Raw genomic sequence first — 25,581 nt, forward strand, 5'->3', positions numbered from 1 at the left:
CGGGCGGAGCATGCACGAACGAGTCGACAGCCGGTCCGGACGCCGCGCAACCGCAGCCGTTGCCGGCGCGGTCACCCCCACGCGACCGTCGCCGGTCCGGTCACCGCCGCGCCGCTGCCGTCGCCCGGTCGTTCGCCCGCTTGATCGCCTGGACGAGTTCGTCCTTGTCCATCTTCGAACGGCCGCTGACATCGAGGCGCTTCGCGACCTCCATCAGGTGCGCCTTCGAGGCGTTCGCGTCGACGCCGCCCTGGGTCTCCCCGGAGCCGCGCGTGCCCTCCGCGCCGGAGTCCGACGGACCGGAGGAGTCCTTCTCCTCCCAGTGGTCGCCGACCTTCTCGTACTCGTGCTTGACGGCGGCGTAGGCGGTGCGGTGTGCGCGCTCTCCCGGACCGTACGTCTCGTTCGCCGAGTCGAGCGTCTCGGCGAAGATGTCCTGCGCGTGCTCCGGCGACCGCTGCAGGGTGCTGGGGATCTCGTCCTTCGCGGGCATGGTGCGTCCTTCCGTGTGGGGTCCATCGGCCGCGCTCCGTGGAGGACGGCTCGTCCCGTTCTACGCCGGGCGCATGACCGGCACCCGCAGGGCCTGGTTCGCACACCCGCACCCGCGTAGACCGGAGGCATGGACTACACACACCTCGGACGGACAGGGCTGTCGGTGTCACGAGCGGTGCTCGGCACGATGAACTTCGGACCGGAGACCAGCGAGGACGACTCGCACGCGATCATGGACCGGGCGCACGAGCTCGGCGTGAACTTCTTCGACACCGCCAACGGCTACGGCGGCTCGGTGGGCAAGGGTGCCACCGAGGAGATCATCGGCCGCTGGTTCGCGAAGGGCGGCGGTCGACGCGAGAAGACCGTCCTCGCGACGAAGGTCTACGGCGAGATGACCGACTGGCCGAACGGCGGCAAGCTGAGCGCGCTGAACATCCGGCAGTCGCTCGACGCGAGCCTCCGTCGGCTGCAGACCGACCACGTCGACCTGTACCAGTTCCACCACGTCGACCGGGCGACCCCGTGGGACGAGATCTGGCAGGCGATCGACGTCGCCGTGCAGCAGGGCAAGGTGCTCTACGTCGGATCGTCGAACTTCGCCGGGTGGCACATCGCGCAGGCGCAGGAGGCAGCCGTACGCCGGGGCAGCCTCGGCCTGGTGAGCGAGCAGTCGATCTACAACCTCGTCGTGCGCGACGTCGAGCGCGAGGTCCTGCCCGCCGCCCGTGAGTACGGCCTCGGGGTCATCCCGTGGTCGCCGTTGCAGGGCGGACTGCTCGGCGGGGTCATCGAGAAGACCGAGAACGGCTCCCGGCGCCTGTCCGGCCGCAGCGCGGAGTACGTCGAGGGACACCGCGACCAGCTCACCGCGTACGAGTCGCTCGCGAAGGAGCTCGGTCACACCCCGGGCGAGCTGGCCCTGGCGTGGCTGCTGCACCAGCCCGGTGTGACGGCGCCGATCACCGGCCCGCGCACGATGGAGCAGTGGGAGTCCGCGGTGCGCGCCGTCGACATCCGACTCGACCAGCGCGCCCTCGACCGGCTCGACGAGATCTTCCCGGGCCACGACACCTCGCCGGAGGACTACGCCTGGTGACCTGACAGCACGGCGCACCAGGCGCCGTGGTCGCGACCACCGGACGGGAGGCGCGGTGCGGGTCCGCCCCGCACCGCGCCTCCCGTGCGTGGCAGGCGCCACGCGCCGTGGTCGCGACCACTGTGACCGGCACCGCACAGGACGACGGGCCCCGCGCCTGCTGTGTGCGCGGGGCCCGTCGTCATGCGGGTGGTGCGGTGTCTAGCGGACCGCGACCGGGGTCTCGTCGCGCTCCTCGTAGAGCACGTAGCCCTCTTCACCGTGGACCGCGGTGTCGATGCCGGCGACCTCGTCCTCGGTCTTCACGCGGAAGCCGATCGTCTTCTCGATGGCGAAGCCGATCACGAAGGCCAGGACGAACGAGTAGACCAGGACGGCTGCGGCTGCGACGGCCTGCTTGCCGAGCTGCTCGAAGGAGCCCGAGTAGATGAGACCGGTGTCGTCGGCGAAGAAGCCGAGGTAGAGCGTGCCGAAGATGCCGCCGACGAGGTGGACGCCCACGACGTCGAGCGAGTCGTCGAAGCCGAGCTTGTACTTGAGGTCGATCGCGAAGCAGCAGACCACACCGGCGAGGAAGCCGAGCAGGATGCCCCAGCCCGGGGTGAGCGCGGCGCAGGCCGGGGTGATCGCGACGAGACCGGCGACGGCACCCGAGGCAGCACCGACGGAGGTGGCCTTGCCGTCCTTGAGCTTCTCGATGAGGAGCCACCCGAGGATCGCGGCGGCCGGAGCGGCGAGCGTGTTCACCCAGGCGAGGGCGGCGATGCCGTCGGCGGCGCCCTCCGAGCCGGCGTTGAAGCCGAACCAGCCGAACCAGAGGATGGCTGCACCGAGGAGCACGAAGGGCGGGTTGTGCGGCTTGTGCGCGCCCTTGGCGAAGCCGACGCGCTTGCCGAGCACGAGCGCCAGGGCGAGACCTGCGGCGCCGGCGTTGATGTGCACCGCGGTGCCACCGGCGAAGTCGATGACGCCCCACGTGGCGAACATGCCCGAGGTGAGGTTGAAGACCCAGGAGGCGACCGGGAAGTAGACGACGGTGACCCAGACGCCGGCGAAGATCATCCACGCGCCGAACTTCGCGCGGTCGGCGATCGCGCCGGAGATCAGGGCGACGGTGATGATCGCGAAGGTGGCCTGGAAGCCGACGAACGCCATCGACGGGTACGCAGCGTTGATCGTCGAGGCCTTGGCCTCCTCGAACGCCTGGCCGAGGCCGATCTGGTTCCAGTCGATGCTGAAGAACCCGACGATGCCTGCGACGTTCGTGCCCTCGCCGTGGTTCGCGAAGGCGATCGCGTAGCCGTAGAGCACCCAGAGGACGCCGACCAGGGCGATCGCTCCGAAGGACATCATCATCATGCTGATGACGGACTTGGCCTTCACCAGGCCGCCGTAGAAGAAGGCCAGGCCGGGTGTCATGAACAACACCAGCGCCGCCATGATCAACACGAATGCCGTGTTGCCCTGATCAAGCATCTGTTCACCTCTCGCGATTGCAGTGCGGCTCTCGGGACCGCCCTCGGGTGCTGACGAGTCTGGCGAGGCGACGTTTCGCGAGGGAGCACGATGTGTTTCGCGGGTGTAACGCGTGGGGCTCCCGTGTGAACGGTGTGTTTCCGGACACCGGATGACGGGTCCGACACCGCTGACGGGACGCCGCGAGGGCCGGACGGACGCGCGCGTCGGACGGGAGGCCCGTGGCGGTGTCGCCACGGGCCTCCCGTCCGACGGTGGCTCAGTCGGCCGCGCGGGACAGCGCGACCACGCGCGACGCGGCCCGCAGGTACTTCTTGCGGTAGCCGCCGTCGAGCATCGCCTGCGGGTACACCTGGTCGAGCGGCGTACCGGACGCGACGATGCGCACCTGCGCGTCGTAGAGGCGGTCGACGAGCGCCACCCAGCGCAGTGCGTCGGTCTGGTCGGTGAACGCCTGCACGTCGGTGAGCCCGACGGCGTCGAGCCCGTCCACCAGCGCGACGTACTTCGACGGGTGCACGGTCGCCAGGTGGTCCACGACCGCCCGGAAGTCGTCGAGCGTCGTCGCACCACCGGGCAGTGCACCGACGACGTCCCCGACCACCCGCGCCGACTCGTCCACGGCCCGACGGCGGTAGTCGAGCCCGTCGATCCGCATCGTCTCGAACCGGTCGGACATCGCCTGGATCTCGCGCAGGAAGTCCTGCGCGGCGAACCGGCCCTCGCCAAGCGCACCGGGCGGGGTGTTCGACGTCGCCGCGAAACGCGTGCCCGACTCGGACAGCTCCTTGATGAGTCGGGTCATCACCATCGTGTCGCCCGGGTCGTCGAGCTCGAACTCGTCGATGCACACCAGGGACGTCCCACGGAGCAGGTCGACCGTGCCCTGGAACCCGAGCGCGCCGACGAGCGCGGTGTACTCGATGAACGTACCGAACGTCTTCCGCGACGGCTCCGCGTGGTAGGCCGCGGCGAGCAGGTGCGTCTTGCCGACACCGAACCCGCCGTCGAGGTACACGCCGGAGCGCGCCGGCTGGACCGGCTCGCGGCGGCGGCCGAACAGTCCGCGCCGCGCTGGCTCCGGCCGCGTCGCGACGAAGGCCTCGACCGCGTCGCGCACCGCCGCCTGCGACGGGTACTCGGGGTCCGGCCGGTAGCTGGCGAACGACGCGTCGGCGAACTGCGGCGGCGGGACGAGCGCGGCGGCCATCTGCTGCGGCGTCACCTGCGGATCACGGTCGACGAGGTGTGCAGGCAAGTGTGGCCCCTCCGGGAAGCATGTCGTGCGGTGTCACGTTGCAGGTGGCGGTCGGTACGTCCGCGTACCGTTGCCCGCGGGCACCGAGGACCGATCCTATGCCTCGCCCGCCCCGCTCGTCCCGCAGCCTGGAGGTACCCCCGATGACCGCACCGGTCGACCCGTCCGAGAAGTTCGCCGCCTACGCCCACCCCGAGCGCCTGGTGTCGACCGAGTGGCTCCAGGAGCAGCTCGACGCCGGTGCCGGGTCCCCCGACCTCGTGGTCGTCGAGTCCGACGAGGACGTCCTGCTCTACGAGACGGGCCACGTCCCCGGCGCGGTGAAGATCGACTGGCACACCGACCTCAACGACCCCGTCCAGCGCGACTACATCGACGGCGAGGCCTTCGCCCGGCTCGTCGGCGGCAAGGGCATCGGCCGCGACACCACCGTCGTCATCTACGGCGACAAGAACAACTGGTGGGCCGCGTACGCCCTCTGGGTGTTCACGCTGTTCGGCCACGAGGACGTCCGGCTGCTCGACGGTGGCCGGGCGAAGTGGATCGCCGAGGACCGCGCGGTCACGACCGACCGTACCGAGGTCACCCCGGTCGAGTACCCCGTCGTGGAGCGCCGCGACGAACAGGTCCGCGCCTTCAAGGAGGACGTGCTCGAGCACCTCGGCAAGCCGCTCATCGACGTGCGCAGCGCCCCCGAGTACTCCGGCGAGCGCACCACGGCCCCGGACTACCCGGAGGAGGGCGCCCTGCGCGCCGGACACGTCCCGACCGCCGTGAACATCCCCTGGGCCACCGCGGCCGCTCCCGACGGCACGTTCAAGAGCCGGCAGGAACTGGACGCCGTCTACCGCGACGGCGCCGGCATCGGGGGCGCCGACGAGGTCATCGCCTACTGCCGCATCGGCGAGCGCTCGAGCCACACCTGGTTCGTGCTGCAGCACCTGCTCGGCTACGACAACGTCCGCAACTACGACGGTTCGTGGACCGAGTGGGGCAGCGCCGTGCGCGTCCCGATCGCCACGGGCACCGAGCCGGGTACCGTTCCCACCCGATGAGCACCGAACTCCCCCGTCCCCTCGCCGAGATCCGCGACGACTTCCTCGAACTCTCGCAGCAGGACCGCCTCCAGCTGCTCCTCGAGTTCTCCGACGAGCTCCCCGCGCTGCCCGAGCGGCTGCAGGGGCACGAGGACGAGCTCGAGCGGGTCGAGGAGTGCCAGTCCCCCGTCTTCATCACCGTCACCGTGGGTGCCGAAGGTGATGCGCCGGACGTGGTCCGGATGCACGCGACGGCGCCCCGTGAGGCACCGACCACCCGTGGCTTCGCGTCGATCCTGGCGCAGGGACTGTCCGGGTTGTCCGCACCCGAGGTCCTGGCGGTTCCGGTGGACTACCCGCTGACGCTCGGGCTCACCGAGGCGGTCAGCCCGCTGCGGATCCGGGGCATGGTGGGCATGCTCGGTCGGGTGCAGCGGCAGGTGCAGGCGGCCGTCGCCGCCTGAGACCGAGCTGACCGACGGACGGGAGGCGCGTGGCGGGTCCGCCACGCGCCTCCCGTCCGTTCGATGGTCGCGTACGACATTTCTTCCGATGGTCATCCGCGCTCCTCCCGTGCCAAGATCGAGGTGTCATCGGGGGGAGACGACATGGCGAAGGTCCACGGCAACGATCCAACGGGGTACTCGTACGGCGACGCCGACGCACTGACGACCGCGGCGCGCAACCTGGCGTCCGCGATCAACGGACAGACTGCGACGCGTGCCGCTGCGGTGACGAGCGCGGGACGCGAGTTCCGCGGGTACTTCTCGCAGGTGTTCGCCGACAACGCCGGCATCGCCTCCCGCAGCGCGAGCAAGCTCTCGGACGCGCTGTCGTCCCTGGTCGGCTTCGTCGACGAGCTGCGCGAGGCGGCGAAGCAGGAGGACCGACGACGGGCCGACGCCAAGGCGTGGGAGGCACGGAAGCGCGAGCGCGAGGAGAACTTCTTCGTCGGTGCCGCGCACGAGGTGTCGACGTGGTTCGGCGCCGAGGACGACCCGAAGCCCCCGGAACCCGAGCCGGAGCCCCAGCTCCAGGCCGATGCGGTCTCGGTCCGCAGTCGCACGATCCCGGCGGGCGGTGGCGGCAGCGGGGGCACGTCGTCGGCGGTGCCGGCCGATCTCCGATCGTTCGCCTCGAGCACCCGTGGTGCCGACGACTCCCTGTCCGGCGCGGTGTCGTCGTTCCGCAACGCCCTGGCCGACTACGAGTCGGGGTGCAACACGTGCTGGGGCACGCTGCACGCACAGTCCCTCGTGACGGCGGTGCAGGACTGGCTCACGGACAACGGACACGACGCCTCGTGGGCGTCTCGGCGGTCCGACCAACAAGGGCAATCCTGATGGGTTGCTCGAGAACAAACGACACCAGATGCGCGAGGCGCGCTACCAAGCAGCAGGAGGGGATCCGTATTGAGTGCTTCGAAGGACGTCCTGGAGGTCAGGGTCAGCGACGTCTTCAGTGTGAAGATTGACGACGATCGCGCCTATGTCGGTCAAGTTCTGCATGTCGGCGAGGGTGCGGTCTTCGTCGTTGTCTTCGACCACCTCGTTCGGCATCCGGTCGCGATCCCCGATGCGCTCGCCGCGCTGATGCACCCGCCGATCGTGGCCAGTTGGACCCACGACGCGCGATTCCGGCCGGGAATGTGGGAAGTGGTCACCCAGGCGCAGACCGACAATCGGCGGTATCTGCCCGCTTCCACCTGGGGGCTGCCAGAAACCGGGGGCGTCCGACTTACGAGCTTCGATGAGACGAGGACCCGCGCGGCGACCGCCGAAGAAGCCGCTACCATCCCTCCGAGAACGACGCGATCGCCCATGCTCATCGAGAAGTTCCTGATGATGGCTGCCGGTGTGGCACCCAGAAATCCCGCTCTCGAGAAGGTGCGCTGGGTGCCGATGCCATCATCGTCGGAACTCTTCCCGGACTGAGTTCGGCTTGTACCGGGGCCAGCGTCAACGTCTCGCGATCGCCTCGCCAATGGTACTGGAGAGGGCTTTCGAGGCTCACCACAGCATCGGTCGCTTGATGTTGAACAATGCGAGGAGCGTCTCCGACGTGTCCATCGGCGACGTGTTCACGATTCCCGTCGACGACCAGCGCCGCTCGGCCGGCCAGGTCGTAAGCGAGTACATATCTGCTCTCTACGTCATCATCCTCGACCGAATCTTCGGAACTGACGAGGACCCGTCGCTCAGACTCGACGATCTGACGGGGTCGGAACCGCTGTTTTCCCGGCTGATCTTCGACTCCCGATTTCGACCAGGAATGTGGGAGATGATCGGACACGCTGCCGCCGACTCTGAGCGGTATCTGCCTGCCTTCACCTACGGGGCTGCCGAACTCGATGGCGTCAAGATCACGAATTTCAGCGGCTCCGAGGTTCGGCATGCGACAGAATCCGAGTCGAAGGAGATTCCCCGTCGCGCGATCGACTCGCCGCTGATCTTGGAGAAAGCCATCCAGGCACATCACGGCATCCGTCGCTGGCTTCCGGCTTTCGAAGAAGTTCGGCACCGACCGGGGATAGCGTCGGCGAAGCTGTTCGATTGATCGTGTATCTCAGCATCAGACCGGAGTTCTGACATGCAAGAAGTGTTCTTCCTCTCGTCCATGGACAGCCTGCGGTTCTCGTCCGTCTTCCGGTGCGAGGTCGAACGACCGGTCGAGCTCCCGAACGGTCGTCATGCGCTGATGGTCAGCTGCGATCCACCCGTCCACGGTCAGGAGCTCGGTCACCCGCTCGGCATCAGCGAGTTGTTGCTGTGGAGTCGGTTCGAGGACGAAGACCTCTGGACGTTCCCCGCCTTCCCGCACTTCGTGCAGATCTGTCTGCCTGACGTCGACCAGCCTGCCCATGACTCGCCTGCGAGCATCGCCTGGGGTGAGATCTACAAGACTGAGGCGGACGCGCGGATGCACGAGCTGGCCGCTCAACCTTCTGAGCGAGCACGCACGAATCCGGACCGCCCGCGGAAGAGCGAACGATGAGCGAACTGGCCATCGAGGACGTCCCCCTGCTCCTCGTCGGAGAGACGATCGACGCCATCTGGGTCGACTACGCGCTCCGACTCCTGCTCTCGAACGGCGCCACCGTCATCCTCGAGTGTCCGTTCTCCCTTGGTGGGTCACCGGACACCGCAACGATGATCGATCCGGAGGGCGACAAGTCGGGGCTGGTGCCGGCTCTCCGCCTGCACACGCTCGTGGTCACCGAGGCGCACGCCACGGGCTCGACGCTGTCGATGACGTTCTCCGACGGCTCGCGTCTGACCGCCGGACCGCACCCCGAGTTCGAGTCGTGGCACTACATCGGACCGGAGACGCCCCCGACCAGGATCATCATCATGCCGGGCGGGGGCCCTGCCATCTGGCTTCACCACCCAGAGACCGAAAGCGGCCTTCTGTCCTTCCGGACACGGCCGTCGGACGAACACCTGCTCCCCGCGTTCCACGACGTCTTCACATCGCTGACCGTCCCACCGCTCCGGTGGCTCGTCACCGATCTCGACATCGTCGTGCGCTCGGGATCGACGGTGAACGTGCACGAGTGGGACCGTCGTCTCAGAGCAGCACCGCCACCTGGCCTGTGGTTCTCACACGACGAGATGCTGACGCTCGTCCGTGACAACGACCAGCTGATCGACGGCGAGTTCTTCGGCGTCCCGTTCGGCGCCGCGGCTGACCCGGCCCGGGCGGTCCTCCGCATCGACTTCTTCCACAGCGGCGAGGCCTCCGTGGTCCTGGATCCCTCGGTCATCGGCGTCTCGGAAGCGTTCGAGCGACTGTTCGGTCCGGAGGTCGCGGTACCCTCGATCGGCACTCGAGACGCTGACCTCGCCGCGTACCGCGTCCAGTCGCTCCTGCTCGCGTTCCTCGACACGCTCCCCGCGCCGGGAGCGGCGGAACTCCGACAGCAGGCCGAGGCGGTGCGAGCCGTCCAGGAGACAGCTCCGAGGATCTGGGACGTCGTGCTCGCGGAGACACCCCGAGCCGACTTGCCCGACGGTCGTCTGCCGGGATCGCTGGCCTACCGCACGGACGAGGCACCGCTCGCGGGTGAAGTCCTCGTGTGGATGCTCGACGGCCGGATCGACTCCTTCGAGCTCCCGTGGTTCACGACGGAGATGCCGGCCGAACTCCCCCGGCCGGACCAGCTCATCCGCGCCGCGGACGAGGGCGACGGAGGTCACGGTGTCCGGTAGTCGGCACGGCCACAGCCGACACGCTCCGGCTGCTCCCCGCATCCTCGTGGAGGCATGACGTGACGACCTCCGGCACGAGCGTGCCACTGCTCCGCCTGACCCTCCCCAGACGCCTCGACGTCCCACCCGAGCCCACGAGATCCTGGACGCCGTGCCGGACGACGCGGACGTGCTCGGGTACGACGCCCCTGCCGCCGCGATCGCCCGCGCACTCCGCCGGAGCAGACGAGCGGGGACGCCCCGCGACGATGCCCTCGTGACGCCCCTCGACGAGCTCGGGCACGACCCGGTGCTGGTCCGGCAGGTCGACCTCGGCGACGAGGTCCTCACGGTCCTGCTCCGGGCGTCGGACGGCGCGTTCCTGTCCGCTACGGTCACCGACCGTACCGCCGGGGTCGAGACCATCAGCGCCGCTGAACTCGCGACGCTGCTCGCCGCGACCGCGGCACCCGGCGCGGACCGGGCCCTCGAACTCGTCCGACTCCTCGCGCCCGACGACCGCGTCAGACTCTTCGAGCAGGGCGCTCGAGCGGCCGCGGAGACGTTCGCGACCAAGTACGGTCTGGCCGCCGAGCGGGGGTTCACGGTCCTCGACCTCGAGTCCTTCGTCGCCGCAGTGGCACGCTTCGACGCTGACGACCTCCCCTTCTGCGCTCTCGACGCTCCCGGAGTGGTCGCGACCGTCGCGTTCACACCGGACCGCACCGCGGTCCTCGCGACGACGATCGCGCGACGTCTGCGGCACGACCAGGACGACGACCGACCCTGACCCAGGACGGCCTGGAGGCACGGTGCCAGCTGACACCGTGCCTCCCGTCCGACCGTCGGTCGCGTCTACCGCGCGCTCGTCGCGTCCGTCGGCTGCACCACCTCGGTGAGCCACGCGAGGATCCGCGCGTCGAACCAGTCCGCGTCGTGGTTCCAGAGCTTCGTGTGCCGCGCGGTCGTCTGCACCTCGAGCCGGACGATGTCCGGCCGCACCCGCGCCAGCTCGTGCGACGCCGACGACGGCACGAACCCGTCATCGTCGCTGTGCAGGATGAGGATCGGCACGTCGAGCTCGTCGGCTCGGGCGACCATGTCGAGTTCCCGGAGGTCCACCGGGTGGTGCAGCCCAGCGACGTGGTGCAGCACGGGCGTGCGGAGGATGCGTTGGGCGACCTTGCGCACCGGGCGCGGCAGCTTGAGGACCCGGCTCTGCGACTCGAGCACCGCGTGCCAGTCGACGACCGGCGACTCGAGCACGATCCCGTCGACGAGCCCGGCGAAGCGCGACCGCACGAGGGTCTGCAGGACGACCGCGCCGCCCATCGACCACCCCATGAGCACGACGCTCCGGGCCTGCTGCGCGGTGAGCCAGCGGAGCACGCCGTCGACGTCCTCCCACTCGGTGCTGCCGAGGCCGTAGCGTCCGTCCTCGCTGCGCGGGGCGACGCCGTCGTTCCGCCACGACGCGAGGACGACCGAGTAGCCGGCGGCGCGGAAGACCGGGACGGCGCGGATCGTCTCGGCGCGGGTGACCCCTCGACCGTGCACGAGCACGGCCCAGGGCGCGTCGGGGTCGTCGGCGCGGACGACCCACGCCGGCGCGGCGCCGTTCGGTGTCGGGATGTCGACGTCCTCGACGGGCACGTCGAGCTCGCCTGGTGTGAGGTAGAACCACCCGCCCCAGCGCCCGCGCCGAGCCGCGGTCGGGTCGCCGGCGTCGATCGCGATGATGCGACGCGTGACCGTGGTGTCGGTCGTGCCGAGCACCTCGCCGACACGCATGTGCCCGGTACCGCCGCCGAACCACAGGCTGTAGCGCCCCTGCAGCTCGGTGTCGGCGGTCCGTTCGAGCGTCACGGTCATCCGACCGGTGTCGACCGCGTGGATCGGGACACGCTCGACGCGCTTCCGGTCGGGCGTGACGACCGCTCGGGCGACGGCGGCGACGAAGCCGCCGATGACCGCGGTGGTGACCGCAGCGGCCGCGATGCCCGCGCCGAGCGCGACGACCCCGGCCGATCGTGCGGTCTCCTGGGCCACGTCCTCGGCGGGTCGCGCTGATCGGGACATGGTCCGGAGCCTAGTCTGCAAGCGTGTCCGAATCCCGAGAGCCCGAGGCCTTCGAACGCCTGCGCGCGTTCGTCGCACCGGGCCGGACCCGCACCGAGACGACCGTCACCGAGATCCCCTCGCCGTCACGCATCGCACCGCACTCGATCGCCCTCGCGGCGGACGTGTCGGGCGCCGTGCACGGCATCGACTCCGACCTCGGGACCGGCCGCTTCATCGCCCTGTACGACCCCGCAGAACCGGAGGGCTGGGGCGGCGCGTTCCGCGTCGTGACCTTCGCCCAGGCACCGCTCGAACCGGAGATCGGCGTCGACGAGTTCGTCGCCGACGTGACGTGGAGCTGGCTCGTCGACGCGCTCGCTGCCCACGGTGCGACGTACGACCGGGCGTCGGGCACGGCGACCAAGATCATCTCGCGCGGCTACGGCGACCTCGCGGCCCAGGGCGACGGCGCACAGCTCGAGCTCCGGGCCTCGTGGACGCCCCGCGACGAGGACCTGACCGCGCACGTCGAGGCCTGGGAGGAGATCGTCGCGATGCTCGCGGGGCTCCCTCCGGCGTCCGACGGCGTGACCCTGCTGGCTCCGAGGAGGACCACGAAGTGACCGACCCCGCCAGCCAGGCCCGCGACGCCGTGTCGGGCGCCTCGGCCGACCCCGCGTTCGAGGACGCGCACGCCACCGTGCGCGTGATCGAGGACCGCGACGAGTACCTGCAGGCGGTCGACGCGATCGCCGCCGGACACGGCCCGGTCGCGGTCGACGCGGAGCGTGCGAGCGGCTACCGGTACTCGCAGCGCGCCTACCTCATCCAGGTCTTCCGCCGCGGTGCGGGCGCCTTCCTGTTCGACCCGATCGCGATCGGTGACTTCGCGGAACTGCAGGCCGCGATCGTCGACGAGGAGTGGCTGTTCCACGCCGCCTCGCAGGACCTGCCCTGCCTGCAGGAGGTCGGCCTCGTCCCGACCCGCATCTTCGACACCGAGCTCGGTGCCCGCATCGCCGGGTTCCCCCGTGTCGGTCTCGGCGCGGTGGTCGAGCAGCTCCTCGGCATCACGCTCGCCAAGGCCCACTCCGCCGCCGACTGGTCGACGCGTCCGCTCCCCCAGGCCTGGCTCGTCTACGCCGCGCTCGACGTCGAGCTGCTCCCCGACCTGCGCGACGCCCTCGCCGCGGTGCTCGACGCCGCCGGCAAGTCGCGGATCGCCGCCGAGGAGTTCGCCGCCGTCCTGACCCGCGCCCCGAAGCCCCCGAAGGCCGAGCCGTGGCGTCGCCTGTCCGGCATGCACGCGCTCCGCGGCGCCCGGGCCCTCGCGATCGCCCGGTCGCTCTGGACCGCACGCGACGCCTACGCCCGCCAGGTCGACACCGCCCCGGGTCGCATCGTGCCCGACTCGGCCATCGTCGCCGCAGCGGCGGCGAACCCGACCTCGAAGGCCGAGCTGAGTGCCGTGAAGGCCTTCACCGGCCGAGCGAGCCGGTCGGAACTCGACCGCTGGTGGGCCGCCGTCGAGGAGGGGCGCACGACCGAGGACCTGCCGAAGCTCCGCGGCACCGGCGAGGCCACGCTCCCGCCGCCCCGCGCGTGGGCGGACCGCAACCCCGAGGCCGACCGCCGCTACAAGGCCGCTCGCGCCGCCGTCGTCGCGCGTGCCGAGGAGCTCGACGTCCCCGTCGAGAACCTGCTCACCCCGGAGACCCTCCGGGTGGTGTCCTGGGAACCGCCGACACCGATCGCGACCGAGACCGTCGGAGCCGCCCTTGCCGGGCACGACGCCCGCCCGTGGCAGGTCGAGGAGACGGCGTCGATCATCGCGCACGCCTTTGTCGACGCCGCACAGCAGCCTGCTGCCGAGAGCAACACCGGCTCGTAGGAACACCCCAACCGGCATGCGCTCGCCCAGGCGGCGGGCATAGCGTCGGTACCGTCGCCGGGCTCGGCCCGGCCGGTCGGGGCGGAACGTGCCCCGACTCGATCGAAGAGGATCTGGAGGCCCGGATTGGCCAGAGCAGCAGACGTCGTGTTCGTGGACGGTGTGCGCACACCGTTCGGACGAGCCGGTGAGAAGGGGGTGTTCTGGAAGACCCGCGCCGACGACCTCGCGGTCCACGCGATGCGCGGTCTGCTCGACCGGAACAGCCAGCTCGACGGCGCGGCGGTCGACGACGTCGCCGTGGCCGCCACCACCCAGCAGGGCGACCAGGGCCTGACCCTCGGCCGCACGGTCGGCATGCTCGCCGGGCTGCCGAAGTCGGTCCCGGGCTACGCCATCGACCGCATGTGCGCCGGTGCCATGACGAGCGTCACCACGCTCGCCGGCGCGATCGCCTTCGGCGCCGCCGACGTCGCCATCGCCGGCGGCGTCGAGCACATGGGCCGCCACCCGATGGGCTTCGGCGCCGACGTGAACCCGCGCTTCGTCGCGGAGCGCATGGTCGCGACCGACGCGCTGGTCATGGGCAGCACCGCCGAGCGACTGCACGACCGCTTCCCCGCCATCACGAAGGAGCGCACGGACGCCTTCGCGGTCCAGTCGCAGCAGCGCTACGCCGCCGCGTGGGCGGCCGGCAAGCTGCAGCCCGACGTGGTCCCGGTCGAGGTGAACACCGGCGAGGGCTGGGACATCGTCACGGCGGACGAGCCGCCGCGTCCCGGCACCACCCTGGAGGCCCTGGCTGCGCTGCGCACACCGTTCCGGCCCCACGGACGGGTCACCGCCGGCAACGCGGCCGGTCTCAACGACGGCGCCACCATGAGCCTCCTCGCCTCCGAGGACGGCGCGAAGCAGCACGGCCTGCCGACGAAGATGCGCATGGTCTCGTTCGCCTTCGCGGGCGTCGAGCCCGAGGTGATGGGCGTCGGGCCCGTCCCCGCGACCGACAAGGCGCTCCGCAAGGCAGGGCTGACGATCGACGACATCGGGCTCTTCGAGATCAACGAGGCGTTCGCCGTCCAGGTGCTCGCCTTCCTCGACAACTACGGCATCGCCCAGGACTCCGCGAACGTCAACGCCTGGGGCGGCGCGATCGCCGTCGGGCACCCGCTCGCGTCGAGCGGCGTCCGGCTCATGAACCAGCTCGCGGCCCAGTTCGCCGAGCGGCCGGACGTCCGGTACGGCATCACGACGATGTGCATCGGCCTCGGCCAGGGCGGCACCGTCATCTGGGAGAACCCGAACTTCAGCAAGAGCGCGGCACGGAAGGCGGCCTGACGATGACCACCACCCCGATCGACCAGCTGACCGAGCTCAGCGCCGACGAGGTCGTCACCCACTCGTACGTCAAGCACGTGCCGCTGCCGTCCGGTGGCACGCTCGCCCTCGTCACGCTCGACAACGGCAAGGACTACAAGCGCCCGTCGACCCTCGGCCCGCGCACCATGCGCGAGCTGTCCGACGTGCTCGACACGCTGCGCGCAGCGGCCTCCGCCGGGAGCATCCAGGCGGTCGCGATCACCGGCAAGGAGTACTGCTTCGCCGCCGGCGCCGACCTGTCGCAGGCGGCAGCGCTCCCCTCGCGCGAGGTCGCCCACGAGCTCGGCGCCCTCGGGCACGCGACGCTCCGCAAGCTCTCCGACCTCGGTGTGCCGTCGTTCGCCTTCGTGAACGGCATCGCGCTCGGTGGTGGGCTCGAGATCGCCCTGCACTGCACCTACCGCGTGTTCTCCTCGGCGGCGCAGGGCATCGGGCTGCCCGAGGTCTTCCTCGGCATCATCCCCGGCTGGGGTGGGGCCACGCTGCTCCCCCGCCTGATCGGTCCCGAGAAGGCGCTCCGCGTCATCGTGGAGAACCCGCTCAAGAACAACCGGCTCATGGACGGCAAGGCCGCCGTCGAGCTCGGCATCGGCGACGCGCTCATCCCCTCCGTGACCTTCCTGCCGTCCGCGGTCGCGTGGGCCGACGGGGTCGTCAGCGGCCGCACGAAGGTCAAGCGCGCGAACGAACCCGGCATGCTCGAGAAGGCCGCCTGGGGCACCGTGGTCAAGGTGGCGCGCCAGCAGGTGGCCTCGAAGATCGGCGCCGTCCCGAAGTCGCCCTTCCGTGCGCTCGACCTCGTCGCCGCAGCGAAGTCGGGCTCGCTCGACGACCGCTTCGCCGACGAGGACGACGCCCTCGCCGACCTGCTCGCCGGGGACCAGTTCGCCGCGTCGATGTACGCGTTCGACCTCGTGCAGAAGCGCGCGAAGAAGCCCGTCGGCGCTCCCGAGGGCGTCGAGGCGAAGAAGATCACGAAGGTCGGCGTCCTCGGCGCCGGGCTGATGGCGTCGCAGTTCGCGCTGCTGTTCGCCCGCCGTCTCGGCGTCCCGGTCGTCATCACCGACGTCGACCAGGCCCGCGTGGACGCCGGGGTCGCGCGCATCGCCGGTGAGGTCGAGAAGCTCCGCGAGAAGGGCCGCATCTCCCCCGACGACGCGAACCGCATCACGGCGCTCGTCAGCGGGTCGGTGTCGTACGACGCGTTCGCCGACGCCGACTGGGTGATCGAGGCCGTCTTCGAGGAGATGTCGGTCAAGCAGGACGTCTTCCGGAAGATCGAGCAGGTCATCGCGCCCGACGCGATCCTCGCGACGAACACCTCGTCGTTGTCGGTCGACGAGATGGCGTCGGTGCTCGAGCACCCGGAGCGCCTCGTCGGCTTCCACTTCTTCAACCCGGTGGCCGTGATGCCGCTGCTCGAGGTGGTGCGGGCCGACAAGACCTCGGACGAAGCGCTCGTCACCGCACTCGCGGTCGCGAAGACCCTCAAGAAGACCGCGATCATCACCGCCGACCAGCCGGGCTTCGTCGTCAACCGCGTGCTCGCTCGGGTGCTCGGCGAGGCGATGCGCGGCGTCGAGGAGGGCACGCCCTTCGAGATCGTCGCCGAGGGTGCTGCGCCGCTCGGCCTGCCGATGTCGCCGTTCGAGCTGCTCGAGCTCGTCGGCCTGCCCGTCGGTGCGCACGTGCTCGACTCGCACCACGCGGCGTGGCCGGAGCGCTTCTACCCCGGTGACGGCCTGAAGCGGATCGCGGAGCACGGCACGATCCTGACCCGCGACAAGAAGGGCACCGTCACCGGGTACGACCCCGCCGCCGTGAAGCTCGTCGCACCGTCGAAGAAGGACGCGAAGCCGGTCGACGCGGCGACGATGCAGCAGCGGTTCGAGGACGCCCTGGCGGACGAGGTGCACCGCATGCTCGAGGACCACGTCGTCGAGCACGTCGAGGAGATCGACCTCGGTCTGATCCTCGGCGCCGGCTACCCGTTCCAGGCCGGTGGCATCAGCCCCTACCTCGACCGCTCCGGCGCCTCGGAGCGCGTCTTCGGCGGCACGTTCCACACCCCGGCGATCGTCGGCCCCGCCTCGCGCTAGCCGCCGGCTCGGCCACTCCGCACAACCGGAAGCACCTCGCGCCACGGGAACCCGTGGCGCGAGGTGCTTCCGGTTGTGCTGCGGCACGCCGAACCACGCGCCGGCAGGACGAACGGTGCCGCGACTCGCGCCGGTGCCGCGCCGACCGACGCCGCACCAACCTCAGTGGTCGGCCGACTCCCGAGTCCGCGCCGGCTTCGCCTGGGGCAGCTTCGTGCCGACCACCTGGTCGATGACGTCCCGCGCGATCGCCTGCGCCGTGAGCCCCACGTCCGACAGGATCTGCGACCGCGAGGCGTGGTCGATGAACTCGTCCGGCAGCCCGAGCTCGTTCACCCCGGTGTCGACCCCGGCGGCACGCAGGTCCTGCCGCAGCCGGGTCCCGACTCCACCGACGCGGACGCCGTCCTCGATCGTGATGACGAGCCGGTGGTCGCGCGAGAGGTCGATGAGCGAGGTCGGGATCGGCACGACCCACCGGGGGTCGACGACCGTGACGCCGATGCCCTGCGATTCGAGCAGCCCGGCGGCTTCGAGGGCGACCGGCACCATCGAGCCGACGGCGACGAACAGGACGTCGGGTTCCTGCCCCTCGGACGGGTCCCGCAGGACGTCCACGCCGTCGTGCAGCCGACGGATCGCCGGGACGTCCGGTCCGACGGATCCCTTCGACCAGCGCAGCACCGTCGGGGCGTCGTCCACGGCGACGGCCTCGCGGAACTCCTCGCGCAGCGTCGCGGCATCGCGCGGTGCGGCGATGCGGATCCCGGGGACGACCTGCAGCAGCGCGAGGTCCCACATCCCGTGGTGCGACGGCCCGTCCGGCCCGGTGATGCCCGCGCGGTCGAGGACGAACGTCACGCCGGCACGATGGAGCGCGACGTCCATGAGCACCTGGTCGAACGCCCGGTTGAGGAAGGTCGCGTAGAGCGCCACGACGGGGTGCAGCCCGCCGTAGGCCAGCCCCGCGGCGGTCGTCACGGCGTGCTGCTCCGCGATGCCGACGTCGATCACCCGGTCGGGGTGCTGCTCCTGGAAGCGGTGGAGCCCGGTCGGTCGCAGCATGGCCGCGGTGACCGCCACGATCCGCTCGTCGGCCGCACCGACCGACGCCAGCTCCGAGGCGAACACCGACGTCCACGAGGGCCCGGACGACACGTCGAGCGACTCCCCCGTCTCGGGGTCGATGTGCCCGACGGCGTGGAACTGGTCCGCCTGGTCGCGGAGCGCCGGCTCGAAGCCGTGGCCCTTCTCCGTGATCGCGTGCACGATGGTCGGCGCGCCGTAGGCCTTCGCCTGCCGGAGCGCCGCCTCGACGGCCCGCTGGTCGTGACCGTTGACCGGCCCGATGTACTTGATGTCGAGGTTCGAGTAGAGCGCCTCGTTGTTGGTGAACCGCGCCAGGAACCCGTGGAGTCCGCCACGGACCCCCCGGTAGAACGCACGACCCGGCGCACCGAACCGCGAGGCGACGGCCTGCGACTTCTCGAACAGCGCCCGGTACTCACGGCGGGTGCGCACCGAGCTGAGGAAGCGCGCCATGCCCCCGATCGTCGGCGCGTAGGACCGACCGTTGTCGTTGACCACGATCACCAGGCGGCGGTCGTTGCTGTCCGAGATGTTGTTGAGCGCCTCCCACGTCATCCCGCCCGTGAGGGCGCCGTCGCCGACGACCGCCACGACGGTGCGGTCGTCCTGCCCGGTCTGCCGGAAGGCGCGGGAGATCCCGTCAGCCCAGGACAGCGACGAGGACGCGTGCGAGGACTCGACGATGTCGTGCTCCGACTCGCTCCGCTGCGGGTAGCCGGCCAGCCCGCCGCGCTCGCGCAGCTTCGAGAAGTCCTGCCGCCCGGTGACGAGCTTGTGCACGTAGGACTGGTGCCCCGTGTCGAAGACGAACGGGTCGTGCGGCGAGTCGAACACGCGGTGCATCGCGAGCGTCAGCTCGACGACCCCGAGGTTCGGTCCGAGGTGCCCGCCGGTCTTCGCGACCTCGGCGACGAGGAACCGTCGGATCTCGGCGGCGAGCTCCGTCATCTGTGCGTCGGACAGACGCCTGAGGTCGCGCGGCGACGTGATGCTGCTCAGCAGGCTCACGGGCGCTCCTTTCGTGGGGCAGGTCCCCACACTATCCGCGCGACCGGGACACGGACGGGAGGCGCGTGGCGGCCCCGCCACGCGCCTCCCGTCCGTTAGGTCGCACTCCGCAGAACGCAACGAAGGCGGTGCCGCACAGCGCTGTGACGCTGCGCGGAACCGCCTCGGTTGCGTTTCGTGGAAGGGATCAGACGAGCGAACGGAGCACGTACTGCAGGATGCCGCCGTTGCGGTAGTAGTCCGCCTCACCGGGGGTGTCGATGCGGACGACCGCGTCGAACTCGACCGTCTGCTTGCCGGCCGGCGAGTGCTCGCTCGGCTCCGCGGTGACGTGCACGGTCTTCGGCGTGCGGCCCTCGTTCAACTCGGTGAGCCCCGAGATCGAGACGACCTCGGTGCCGTCGAGACCGAGCGACTCGACCGTCTCACCCGCCGGGAACTGCAGCGGGACGACACCCATGCCGATGAGGTTCGAGCGGTGGATGCGCTCGAAGCTCTCGGTGATGACCGCCTTGACGCCGAGCAGGTTCGTGCCCTTCGCCGCCCAGTCGCGCGACGAGCCGGAGCCGTACTCCTTGCCGCCGAAGATGACGAGGGGGATGCCCTGCTCCTGGTAGTGCTGCGAGGCGTCGTAGATGAACGACTGCTCGCCGTCGGGCGTCGTGAAGTCGCGGGTGTAGCCGCCCTCGACGCCGTCCAGCAGCTGGTTCCGCAGGCGGATGTTCGCGAACGTGCCGCGGATCATCACCTCGTGGTTGCCGCGGCGCGAGCCGTAGGAGTTGAAGTCCTTGCGGTCGACGCCGTGCTCGTCGAGGTACCGACCGGCCGGGCTGTCGGCCTTGATCGAACCGGCCGGGGAGATGTGGTCGGTCGTGACCGAGTCACCGAGCTTCGCGAGCACGCGGGCACCGGAGATGTCGGAGACCGCGTCGGGCTGCATCGTCATGCCCTCGAAGTACGGGGGCTTCCGGACGTAGGTCGACTCGGTGTCCCACTCGAACGTGTCGCCCGTCGGGGTCGGCAGGTTCTTCCAGCGGTCGTCGCCCTCGAACACGGAACCGTACTCGTGGGTGAACATCTCGGTGTCGATGGACGTGTCGATCACGTCCTGCACCTCGGCCGCGTCGGGCCAGATGTCCTGCAGGTAGACGTCGTTGCCGTCCTGGTCGGTGCCGAGGGCGTCCTTGTCGAAGTCGAAGTGCATCGACCCGGCCAGGGCGTACGCGATGACCAGCGGCGGCGAGGCCAGGTAGTTCATCTTCACGTCGGGGTTGATCCGGCCCTCGAAGTTGCGGTTGCCCGAGAGCACCGCGGTGACGGCGAGGTCGTTGTCCTGCACGGCCTGCGAGATCTCCTCGGGCAGCGGGCCCGAGTTGCCGATGCAGGTGGTGCAGCCGTAGCCGACCGTGTAGAAGCCGAGGTCCTCGAGGTAGCTGGTGAGCCCGGCCTTCTCGTAGTAGTCGGTGACGACCTTCGAGCCCGGCGCGAGGGTGGTCTTCACCCACGGCTTGGCCTTGAGGCCCTTCTTCGCGGCGTTCCGCGCGAGGATGCCGGCGGCCATCATCACCGACGGGTTCGACGTGTTCGTGCAGGAGGTGATCGCGGCGATCGCGACGGCACCGTGGTCGATCGTGAACGTGTCGCCGTCGGCCACGGAGACCGACGTCGGCTTCGACACCGTGCCGGGCGCGCTCGAGGCGTGCACGGGGACCTCGGACGCGGGGGCGTCCTGCAGGTCGTCGACGGCGTGCTCGTCACCGGGCGCGGCGGCGACCGGGTCGGACGCCGGGAAGGTGTCCGCCACGGCCTTGTCCTCGTGCGTGTGGTCGATGCTCGCGTAGTTGGCGAGGTCGACCTCGAACTGGTCCTTGGCCTTCGACAGCTCGATGCGGTCCTGCGGGCGCTTCGGGCCGGAGATCGACGGGACGACCGTCGAGAGGTCGAGCTCCATGTACTCGGAGTACGCGGGCTCCACCGACGGGTCGTGCCACAGGCCCTGGGCCTTGGAGTACGCCTCGACCAGGGCGATCTGGTCCTCGGACCGGCCGGTCAGGCGCAGGTAGTCGAGCGTGACGGAGTCGACGGGGAAGATCGCGGCGGTGGAACCGAACTCCGGCGACATGTTGCCGATGGTCGCGCGGTTCGCGAGCGGGACCTCGGAGACACCCTCGCCGTAGAACTCGACGAACTTGCCCACGACGCCGTGCTTGCGGAGCTCCTGGGTGATGGTCAGCACCACGTCGGTCGCGGTGACGCCGGCGGGGATCGAACCGGACAGCTTGAAGCCGACGACCTTCGGGATGAGCATCGACACGGGCTGGCCGAGCATCGCGGCCTCGGCCTCGATGCCGCCGACGCCCCACCCGAGCACGCCGAGGCCGTTCACCATGGTGGTGTGCGAGTCGGTGCCGACGAGGGTGTCCGGGTACGCGTAGAGCTCACCGTCGAACTCGCGGGTGTACGTGACCTTCGCCAGGTACTCGATGTTGACCTGGTGCACGATGCCGGTGCCCGGCGGGACGACCTTGAAGTCCTCGAACGCGGTCTGGCCCCAGCGGAGGAACTGGTAGCGCTCCCCGTTGCGCTCGTACTCGAGGTCGGTGTTGCGCTGGAGGGCGTCCTCGCGGCCGAACAGGTCGGCGACGACGGAGTGGTCGATGACCATCTCGGCCGGCGAGAGCGGGTTGATCTTGTTCGGGTCGCCGCCGATCTGTGCCATCGCCTCGCGCATGGTTGCGAGGTCGACGATGCACGGGACGCCCGTGAAGTCCTGCATGACCACGCGGGCCGGCGAGAACTGGATCTCGGTGTCCGGCTCGGCCTCGGGCTTCCAGGAGCCGAGCGCGCGGATCTGCTCCTCGGTGACGTTCGCGCCGTCCTCGGTGCGGAGCAGGTTCTCGAGCAGCACCTTCAGGCTGTACGGGAGCTTCTCGTGCCCCGGCACCGTGTCGATCCGGTGGAACGCGTAGTCGACACCCCCAACCGAGAGCGTGTCCTTCGAGCCGAAGCTGTTGACTGCAGCCACTGTGCCGCCTCCCTACTGATCGGTGTGCCCTCATCATCGCGGGCGTCGGAACGTCCCACCAGCAAGGCAAACCTAATCCCGACGGTGCTGGCGCGCCCCCGGGAAACTGTCTCGATGTCGAGACAACTCTACACCGCGGCCGTGTCCTCCCGACGCACGAACACCGTGCGGACGAGCAACCACGTGACCCACAGCACGGCCGCGTAGAGCGGGACGCCGAGCACGAGCTTCACCGCGGCGAGGAGCTCGACCTGCGCGGTCAGGTACAGCGGTACCTCGACGGCCAGCCGGAGCGCGAAGAGCCCGACCCAGATCCACGTCGCCACCGTGAGCACCCGGCGCTTGGTGGGGTCGGCACGCCAGTCGACGTGGGAGCCGTCCTCGTCCGGCGGGAGCAGGAAGCCGACCACGACGCCGATCAGCGGCCACCGGATCGCCAGGGTGACGAGCAGTCCGACGAGCCACACCGAGTTGATGACGATGCCGGGGATGAAGTTCGTCTCGGCCCGGCCGGTGACCAGCGCCAGGACCGCCGAGACGACCACGCCGGCGATGCCCGCGAAGGACATCACGAGCGACTGCCGCTGCGCCAGACGGACCACCACGAACACGAGCCCGACGAGCACCGGGATCACGACGCTCGGCACGAGCTCCTTCGTGATCGCGTAGACGACGAGGAACGCGAAGCCGGGCAGCACCGACTCGGCGAGCCCGCGCACGCCGCCGACCGCACCGAGCAGCGCACGGCCGGAGGGTGCCTCACCCGGCGCGACCCGGGCGATGCCGGCGTTCTGCACGGCCGCGCGGAACTGCGCCGAGAAGGACGGCACGACGTCCTCGTCGACGGAGTCGTCACCAGCCGGCCGGGCCGGGGCCGTCCGTCCAGCCGGGACGGCCGGTCCGGACGCGGTCGGACCCGCGCCCGCACCGGGCGTCGGCGGACCCGCGACCGGGCCGGCCGGCACCGCACCCGCGGCGGTCCCGTCGACCGGAGCCGCGCCCTGGTCGCTCGCGTCCGCGGGACGGGGGGTCTCGTCGTGGTCCGGCACCGTGCCTCCAGGCCGTGTCGTGGGTCGTTCGTCGCGGACGGTCGTCAGACGGCGGTCTGCGTCGACTTGGGCATGTGCAGCGGGATGAGGTCGCGCGGCGGCATCGGCGTCGTGCCACGCACGACGACCACGCTGCGGAAGAGCTCCTCGATCTCTGCGGCGTCGTCCGGCTGTTCCGCGGCCTTGCCGGCGATCACGCCGCGCAGGAACCAACGAGGGCCGTCGACACCGACGAAGCGTGCGGCGCGTGCACCGTCGGTCGCGCCGGAGCCGTCGACGACGACCGGCACGAGAGCGCGGAGCTCGGGACCGAAGGGGCCGTCGACCTCGTCCACGCGGCCGCCCTGCCGCTCGATCTGGTCGGCGATCTGCGCGCGGATCTCGTGCCACAGTCCGGTGGACCGGGGCGCGGCGAAGGGCTGGACCTGGAGCGTGGACTCGTCGTAGTCGAGCCCGACCGCGACGACGCGCTGCGAACCCTCCTCGACCTCGAGGCGCAGGTGCAGGCCCTCACGCGGGAGGACCTTCACGCCGCCCAGGTCGACGTACGGGCGGACCAGGTTCGCCTCGGTCTCGTCGTGCGGGCCGTTGTCGGCACGGTCGGCCGGAGCCGACTTGTCGGTCGGTGCGACCGCGTCCACCTCGTCGAGGTCGGCGTCGGCATCGGTCGCGATGTCGACCTCCGGCGTCGTCCCTGCGATCACGGCGTCGTCGGCGACGGCGTCCGCCACCTCGACCTCGTCACGCTTGCGTCGACCGAACTTCATGCGCCCGTTCCTTCCTGGAAGTCGTCGGCGGCACCGTACAGTGCGCCGCTGCGGTGGTCACCGTAGCCCGAGGAGCCGAAGCCGCCCTCGCCGCGGACACTGTCCGGCAGCTCCTCGACGCGGGTGTAGGTGACCCGCGGCACCGGCATGACGACCACCTGCGCGATGCGGTCCCCCACGTGCACCTCGTACGGCTCGGACGCATCGGTGTTGAGCAGGGCGACCTTGACCTCGCCCCGGTAGCCGGAGTCGACGGTGCCGGGGGCGTTCACGATCGTGATGCCGTGCTTCGCCGCGAGGCCGCTCCGGGGCACCACGAAGGCGACGTGGCCGTCCGGCAGTGCGATCCGGAGCCCGGTGCCGACGAGACGGCGCTCCCCGGGCTGCAGCACGAAGGCCTCGGTCGAGACGAGGTCGGCTCCGGCATCACCGGGGTGGGCGTGGACGGGGGCGTTCTCCCCGGTCCAGAGCACGTCGACTGGTTCGGTCACGAGACGAGGGTAGTGCACGAGCGTGGTCGTTCCGTGACCGTTCCGTGACCTGCCCCGACTCGTGGTGGGATGGAGGGGTGACCGTGTACCGCGAACGACTCTGGGCCCCGCCCGCCCTCTACCTGGCGACGGCGCTCGTCATCCCCGCGAGCCTGCTCGTGTTCCTGCCGATCAGCGTCCTGGCCGGCGTCCTCGTGGCGATCGGCATGTACCTCGGCGTGGTCGTGCTGCTCTGGGCGCTCGCCCCGACGATCGAGGTCACCGGCACCGAGTTCCGCGCCGGCCGTGCACACCTGCCGCGGACGCTCGTCGGCGAGGCCACCGCGCACACCGGCGCCGAGGCCACGACCCAGCGCGGTCCGGCGCTCGACGCCCGCGCGTGGACGCTCTTCCGCGGGTACGTGCGCGGGGTCGTGCGCGTCGAGGTGACGGACCCGGCGGACCCGACGCCCTACTGGCTGGTCAGCGCGCGCAACCCGCAGGCCGTGGTGGACGCCCTGCGTTCCTGACGCCCCGGGCGCGCGGGCCGGGAGGCTCGCGCCGCCCCGCCCCGCCCGTTCCTTCCCACAACGGGTGCAGGAGGAAGCGGTTCCGGGCACACCTGGTCGTTCCGGAAGACCAGGTACGCCCGATCCCCCCCAGGTACGCCCGATCCGACCAGGTACGCCCGCTTCCGCCAGGTGCGCCCGCCCCCGCCAGGCACGCCCGCGCCCGCCCTGCGCCGCAACGCGGAACGGCCCGCCACCCACGAAGGGTGACGGGCCGTCCCGGTGGAGCTGCGACTCAGAGCGCCGCGCACTCCGCGCACACGGGGCCGAGCTTCGACTCGTGGTCGAGCTGCGAACGGTGCTTCACGAGGAAGCACTCGACGCAGGTGAACTCGTCCACCTGCGGCGGCAGCACGACGACGTCGAGGTCGACGTCGCTGAGGTCCTGTCCAGCGAGCTCGAAGCTGCCGGGGTTGTCCGAATCATCGTCGACGACCCCCGACATCTTGTCGGGAACGCGCTCCTTGAGGGCCTCGATCGACTCCGAGTCAGAGGATTCGTCGGTCTTCCTGGGGGCGTCGTAATCGGTGGCCATGCCCATCCGTTTCTCGTGTCGAGAGGTCGTCGCCGGTGATCGGCGGCGACAGTTTGCACCACGACCCGCGAGAGCGCAAACCGAAC

24 protein-coding genes are annotated in these 25,581 nt (G+C 70.6%); 14 read left to right on the forward strand and 10 right to left on the reverse strand.

The genetic code is table 11. The annotated features are described in order from the left end of the window. Positions 1-100: 100 nt before the first annotated feature. On the reverse strand, positions 101-493 hold the full coding sequence (locus JOD95_RS02570) for a ChaB family protein (protein WP_209682807.1): 393 nt from the start codon (positions 491-493) through the stop codon (positions 101-103). Between the two features lie 129 nt (positions 494-622). Between JOD95_RS02570 and JOD95_RS02575 the strand changes: the two genes are divergently transcribed. After that, positions 623-1,594: an aldo/keto reductase gene (locus JOD95_RS02575; protein WP_066654088.1), complete on the forward strand. Its 972-nt coding sequence runs from the start codon at positions 623-625 to the stop codon at positions 1,592-1,594. A 201-nt stretch (positions 1,595-1,795) separates the two neighbouring features. Here JOD95_RS02575 and JOD95_RS02580 read toward each other — a convergent pair whose 3' ends face one another. Both JOD95_RS02580 and zapE read right to left on the reverse strand, forming a co-directional pair. Further along, a complete protein-coding gene (locus JOD95_RS02580; protein ID WP_209682810.1) occupies positions 1,796-3,070 on the reverse strand; it encodes an ammonium transporter in 1,275 nt (424 codons plus the stop codon). A 259-nt stretch (positions 3,071-3,329) separates the two neighbouring features. Next, positions 3,330-4,280, reverse strand: a complete 951-nt coding sequence (gene zapE, locus JOD95_RS02585; protein WP_081985283.1) for a cell division protein ZapE — start codon at positions 4,278-4,280, stop codon at positions 3,330-3,332. Between the two features lie 191 nt (positions 4,281-4,471). Between zapE and JOD95_RS02590 the strand changes: the two genes are divergently transcribed. The 8 genes from JOD95_RS02590 to JOD95_RS02625 all read left to right on the forward strand — a co-directional run bounded on the left by JOD95_RS02590 (position 4,472) and on the right by JOD95_RS02625 (position 10,342). After that, positions 4,472-5,383 carry a sulfurtransferase gene (locus JOD95_RS02590; protein WP_066654084.1) on the forward strand — a complete coding sequence of 304 codons (912 nt, stop codon included), beginning with the start codon at positions 4,472-4,474 and terminating at the stop codon, positions 5,381-5,383. Further along, complete coding sequence (locus JOD95_RS02595; RefSeq protein WP_209682813.1) at positions 5,380-5,829, forward strand: SufE family protein; 450 nt, start codon at positions 5,380-5,382, stop codon at positions 5,827-5,829. Before JOD95_RS02590 ends, JOD95_RS02595 begins: the two co-directional genes overlap by 4 nt. A 144-nt stretch (positions 5,830-5,973) precedes the next feature. Beyond that, positions 5,974-6,708, forward strand: a complete 735-nt coding sequence (locus tag JOD95_RS02600) for a hypothetical protein (RefSeq protein WP_066654082.1) — start codon at positions 5,974-5,976, stop codon at positions 6,706-6,708. Between the two features lie 69 nt (positions 6,709-6,777). Then, entirely contained in the window at positions 6,778-7,299 is a 522-nt protein-coding gene (locus tag JOD95_RS02605; protein ID WP_066654081.1) for a hypothetical protein, read from the forward strand. Between the two features lie 127 nt (positions 7,300-7,426). After that, positions 7,427-7,921: an Imm26 family immunity protein gene (locus tag JOD95_RS02610; protein ID WP_158407751.1), complete on the forward strand. Its 495-nt coding sequence runs from the start codon at positions 7,427-7,429 to the stop codon at positions 7,919-7,921. A gap of 33 nt (positions 7,922-7,954) precedes the next feature. Continuing rightward, a complete protein-coding gene (locus tag JOD95_RS02615; RefSeq protein WP_066654078.1) occupies positions 7,955-8,359 on the forward strand; it encodes a hypothetical protein in 405 nt (134 codons plus the stop codon). Continuing rightward, positions 8,356-9,573, forward strand: coding sequence for a DUF6188 family protein (locus JOD95_RS02620; RefSeq protein ID WP_209682817.1), 1,218 nt, complete (start codon positions 8,356-8,358; stop codon positions 9,571-9,573). The genes JOD95_RS02615 and JOD95_RS02620 overlap by 4 nt, the downstream gene beginning before the upstream one ends. Positions 9,574-9,724: 151 nt before the next feature. Beyond that, the gene (locus tag JOD95_RS02625; RefSeq protein WP_209682820.1) at positions 9,725-10,342 is read left to right on the forward strand and encodes a hypothetical protein; all 618 of its coding nucleotides are present in this window, start codon (positions 9,725-9,727) and stop codon (positions 10,340-10,342) included. Positions 10,343-10,407: 65 nt separating this feature from the next. Here the strand turns inward: JOD95_RS02625 and JOD95_RS02630 are convergent, their stop codons facing one another. Continuing rightward, a complete protein-coding gene (locus JOD95_RS02630; protein WP_209682824.1) occupies positions 10,408-11,631 on the reverse strand; it encodes a S9 family peptidase in 1,224 nt (407 codons plus the stop codon). 23 nt (positions 11,632-11,654) lie between these two features. On the opposite strand from JOD95_RS02630, the gene JOD95_RS02635 reads away from it, so the two are divergent. The 4 genes from JOD95_RS02635 to JOD95_RS02650 all read left to right on the forward strand — a co-directional run bounded on the left by JOD95_RS02635 (position 11,655) and on the right by JOD95_RS02650 (position 16,983). Then, positions 11,655-12,236, forward strand: a complete 582-nt coding sequence (locus JOD95_RS02635) for a DUF3000 domain-containing protein (RefSeq protein WP_066654075.1) — start codon at positions 11,655-11,657, stop codon at positions 12,234-12,236. A 29-nt stretch (positions 12,237-12,265) separates the two neighbouring features. Continuing rightward, positions 12,266-13,504, forward strand: coding sequence for an HRDC domain-containing protein (locus tag JOD95_RS02640; RefSeq protein WP_374109574.1), 1,239 nt, complete (start codon positions 12,266-12,268; stop codon positions 13,502-13,504). A gap of 126 nt (positions 13,505-13,630) precedes the next feature. After that, positions 13,631-14,842: a thiolase family protein gene (locus tag JOD95_RS02645; RefSeq protein ID WP_209682827.1), complete on the forward strand. Its 1,212-nt coding sequence runs from the start codon at positions 13,631-13,633 to the stop codon at positions 14,840-14,842. A gap of 2 nt (positions 14,843-14,844) precedes the next feature. Next, positions 14,845-16,983 (forward strand): 3-hydroxyacyl-CoA dehydrogenase NAD-binding domain-containing protein, encoded by a 2,139-nt coding sequence (locus JOD95_RS02650; RefSeq protein WP_209682830.1) that lies wholly within the window; start codon positions 14,845-14,847, stop codon positions 16,981-16,983. A gap of 162 nt (positions 16,984-17,145) precedes the next feature. On the opposite strand, the gene dxs is transcribed toward JOD95_RS02650, so the two are convergent. The 5 genes from dxs to dut all read right to left on the reverse strand — a co-directional run bounded on the left by dxs (position 17,146) and on the right by dut (position 24,412). Continuing rightward, positions 17,146-19,080, reverse strand: coding sequence for a 1-deoxy-D-xylulose-5-phosphate synthase (gene dxs, locus JOD95_RS02655; RefSeq protein WP_209682833.1), 1,935 nt, complete (start codon positions 19,078-19,080; stop codon positions 17,146-17,148). A 187-nt stretch (positions 19,081-19,267) separates the two neighbouring features. Next, a complete protein-coding gene (locus JOD95_RS02660; protein WP_066654071.1) occupies positions 19,268-22,105 on the reverse strand; it encodes an aconitate hydratase in 2,838 nt (945 codons plus the stop codon). A gap of 128 nt (positions 22,106-22,233) precedes the next feature. Continuing rightward, positions 22,234-22,935 carry a DUF3159 domain-containing protein gene (locus JOD95_RS02665; RefSeq protein ID WP_209682836.1) on the reverse strand — a complete coding sequence of 234 codons (702 nt, stop codon included), beginning with the start codon at positions 22,933-22,935 and terminating at the stop codon, positions 22,234-22,236. Positions 22,936-23,198: 263 nt separating this feature from the next. After that, a complete protein-coding gene (locus JOD95_RS02670) occupies positions 23,199-23,921 on the reverse strand; it encodes a DUF3710 domain-containing protein (RefSeq protein WP_235426579.1) in 723 nt (240 codons plus the stop codon). Continuing rightward, positions 23,918-24,412 (reverse strand): dUTP diphosphatase, encoded by a 495-nt coding sequence (dut, locus tag JOD95_RS02675; RefSeq protein WP_209682839.1) that lies wholly within the window; start codon positions 24,410-24,412, stop codon positions 23,918-23,920. Before dut ends, JOD95_RS02670 begins: the two co-directional genes overlap by 4 nt. A gap of 77 nt (positions 24,413-24,489) precedes the next feature. Here dut and JOD95_RS02680 point away from each other — a divergent pair, with 77 nt between their 5' ends. Next, positions 24,490-24,921 carry a DUF3093 domain-containing protein gene (locus tag JOD95_RS02680; protein ID WP_209682844.1) on the forward strand — a complete coding sequence of 144 codons (432 nt, stop codon included), beginning with the start codon at positions 24,490-24,492 and terminating at the stop codon, positions 24,919-24,921. A gap of 274 nt (positions 24,922-25,195) precedes the next feature. On the opposite strand, the gene JOD95_RS02685 is transcribed toward JOD95_RS02680, so the two are convergent. Continuing rightward, entirely contained in the window at positions 25,196-25,495 is a 300-nt protein-coding gene (locus JOD95_RS02685; protein ID WP_066658128.1) for a DUF4193 domain-containing protein, read from the reverse strand. Positions 25,496-25,581 lie beyond the last annotated feature (86 nt).

Source organism: Curtobacterium sp. 1310, from assembly GCF_017834105.1.
Lineage (GTDB): Bacteria > Actinomycetota > Actinomycetes > Actinomycetales > Microbacteriaceae > Curtobacterium.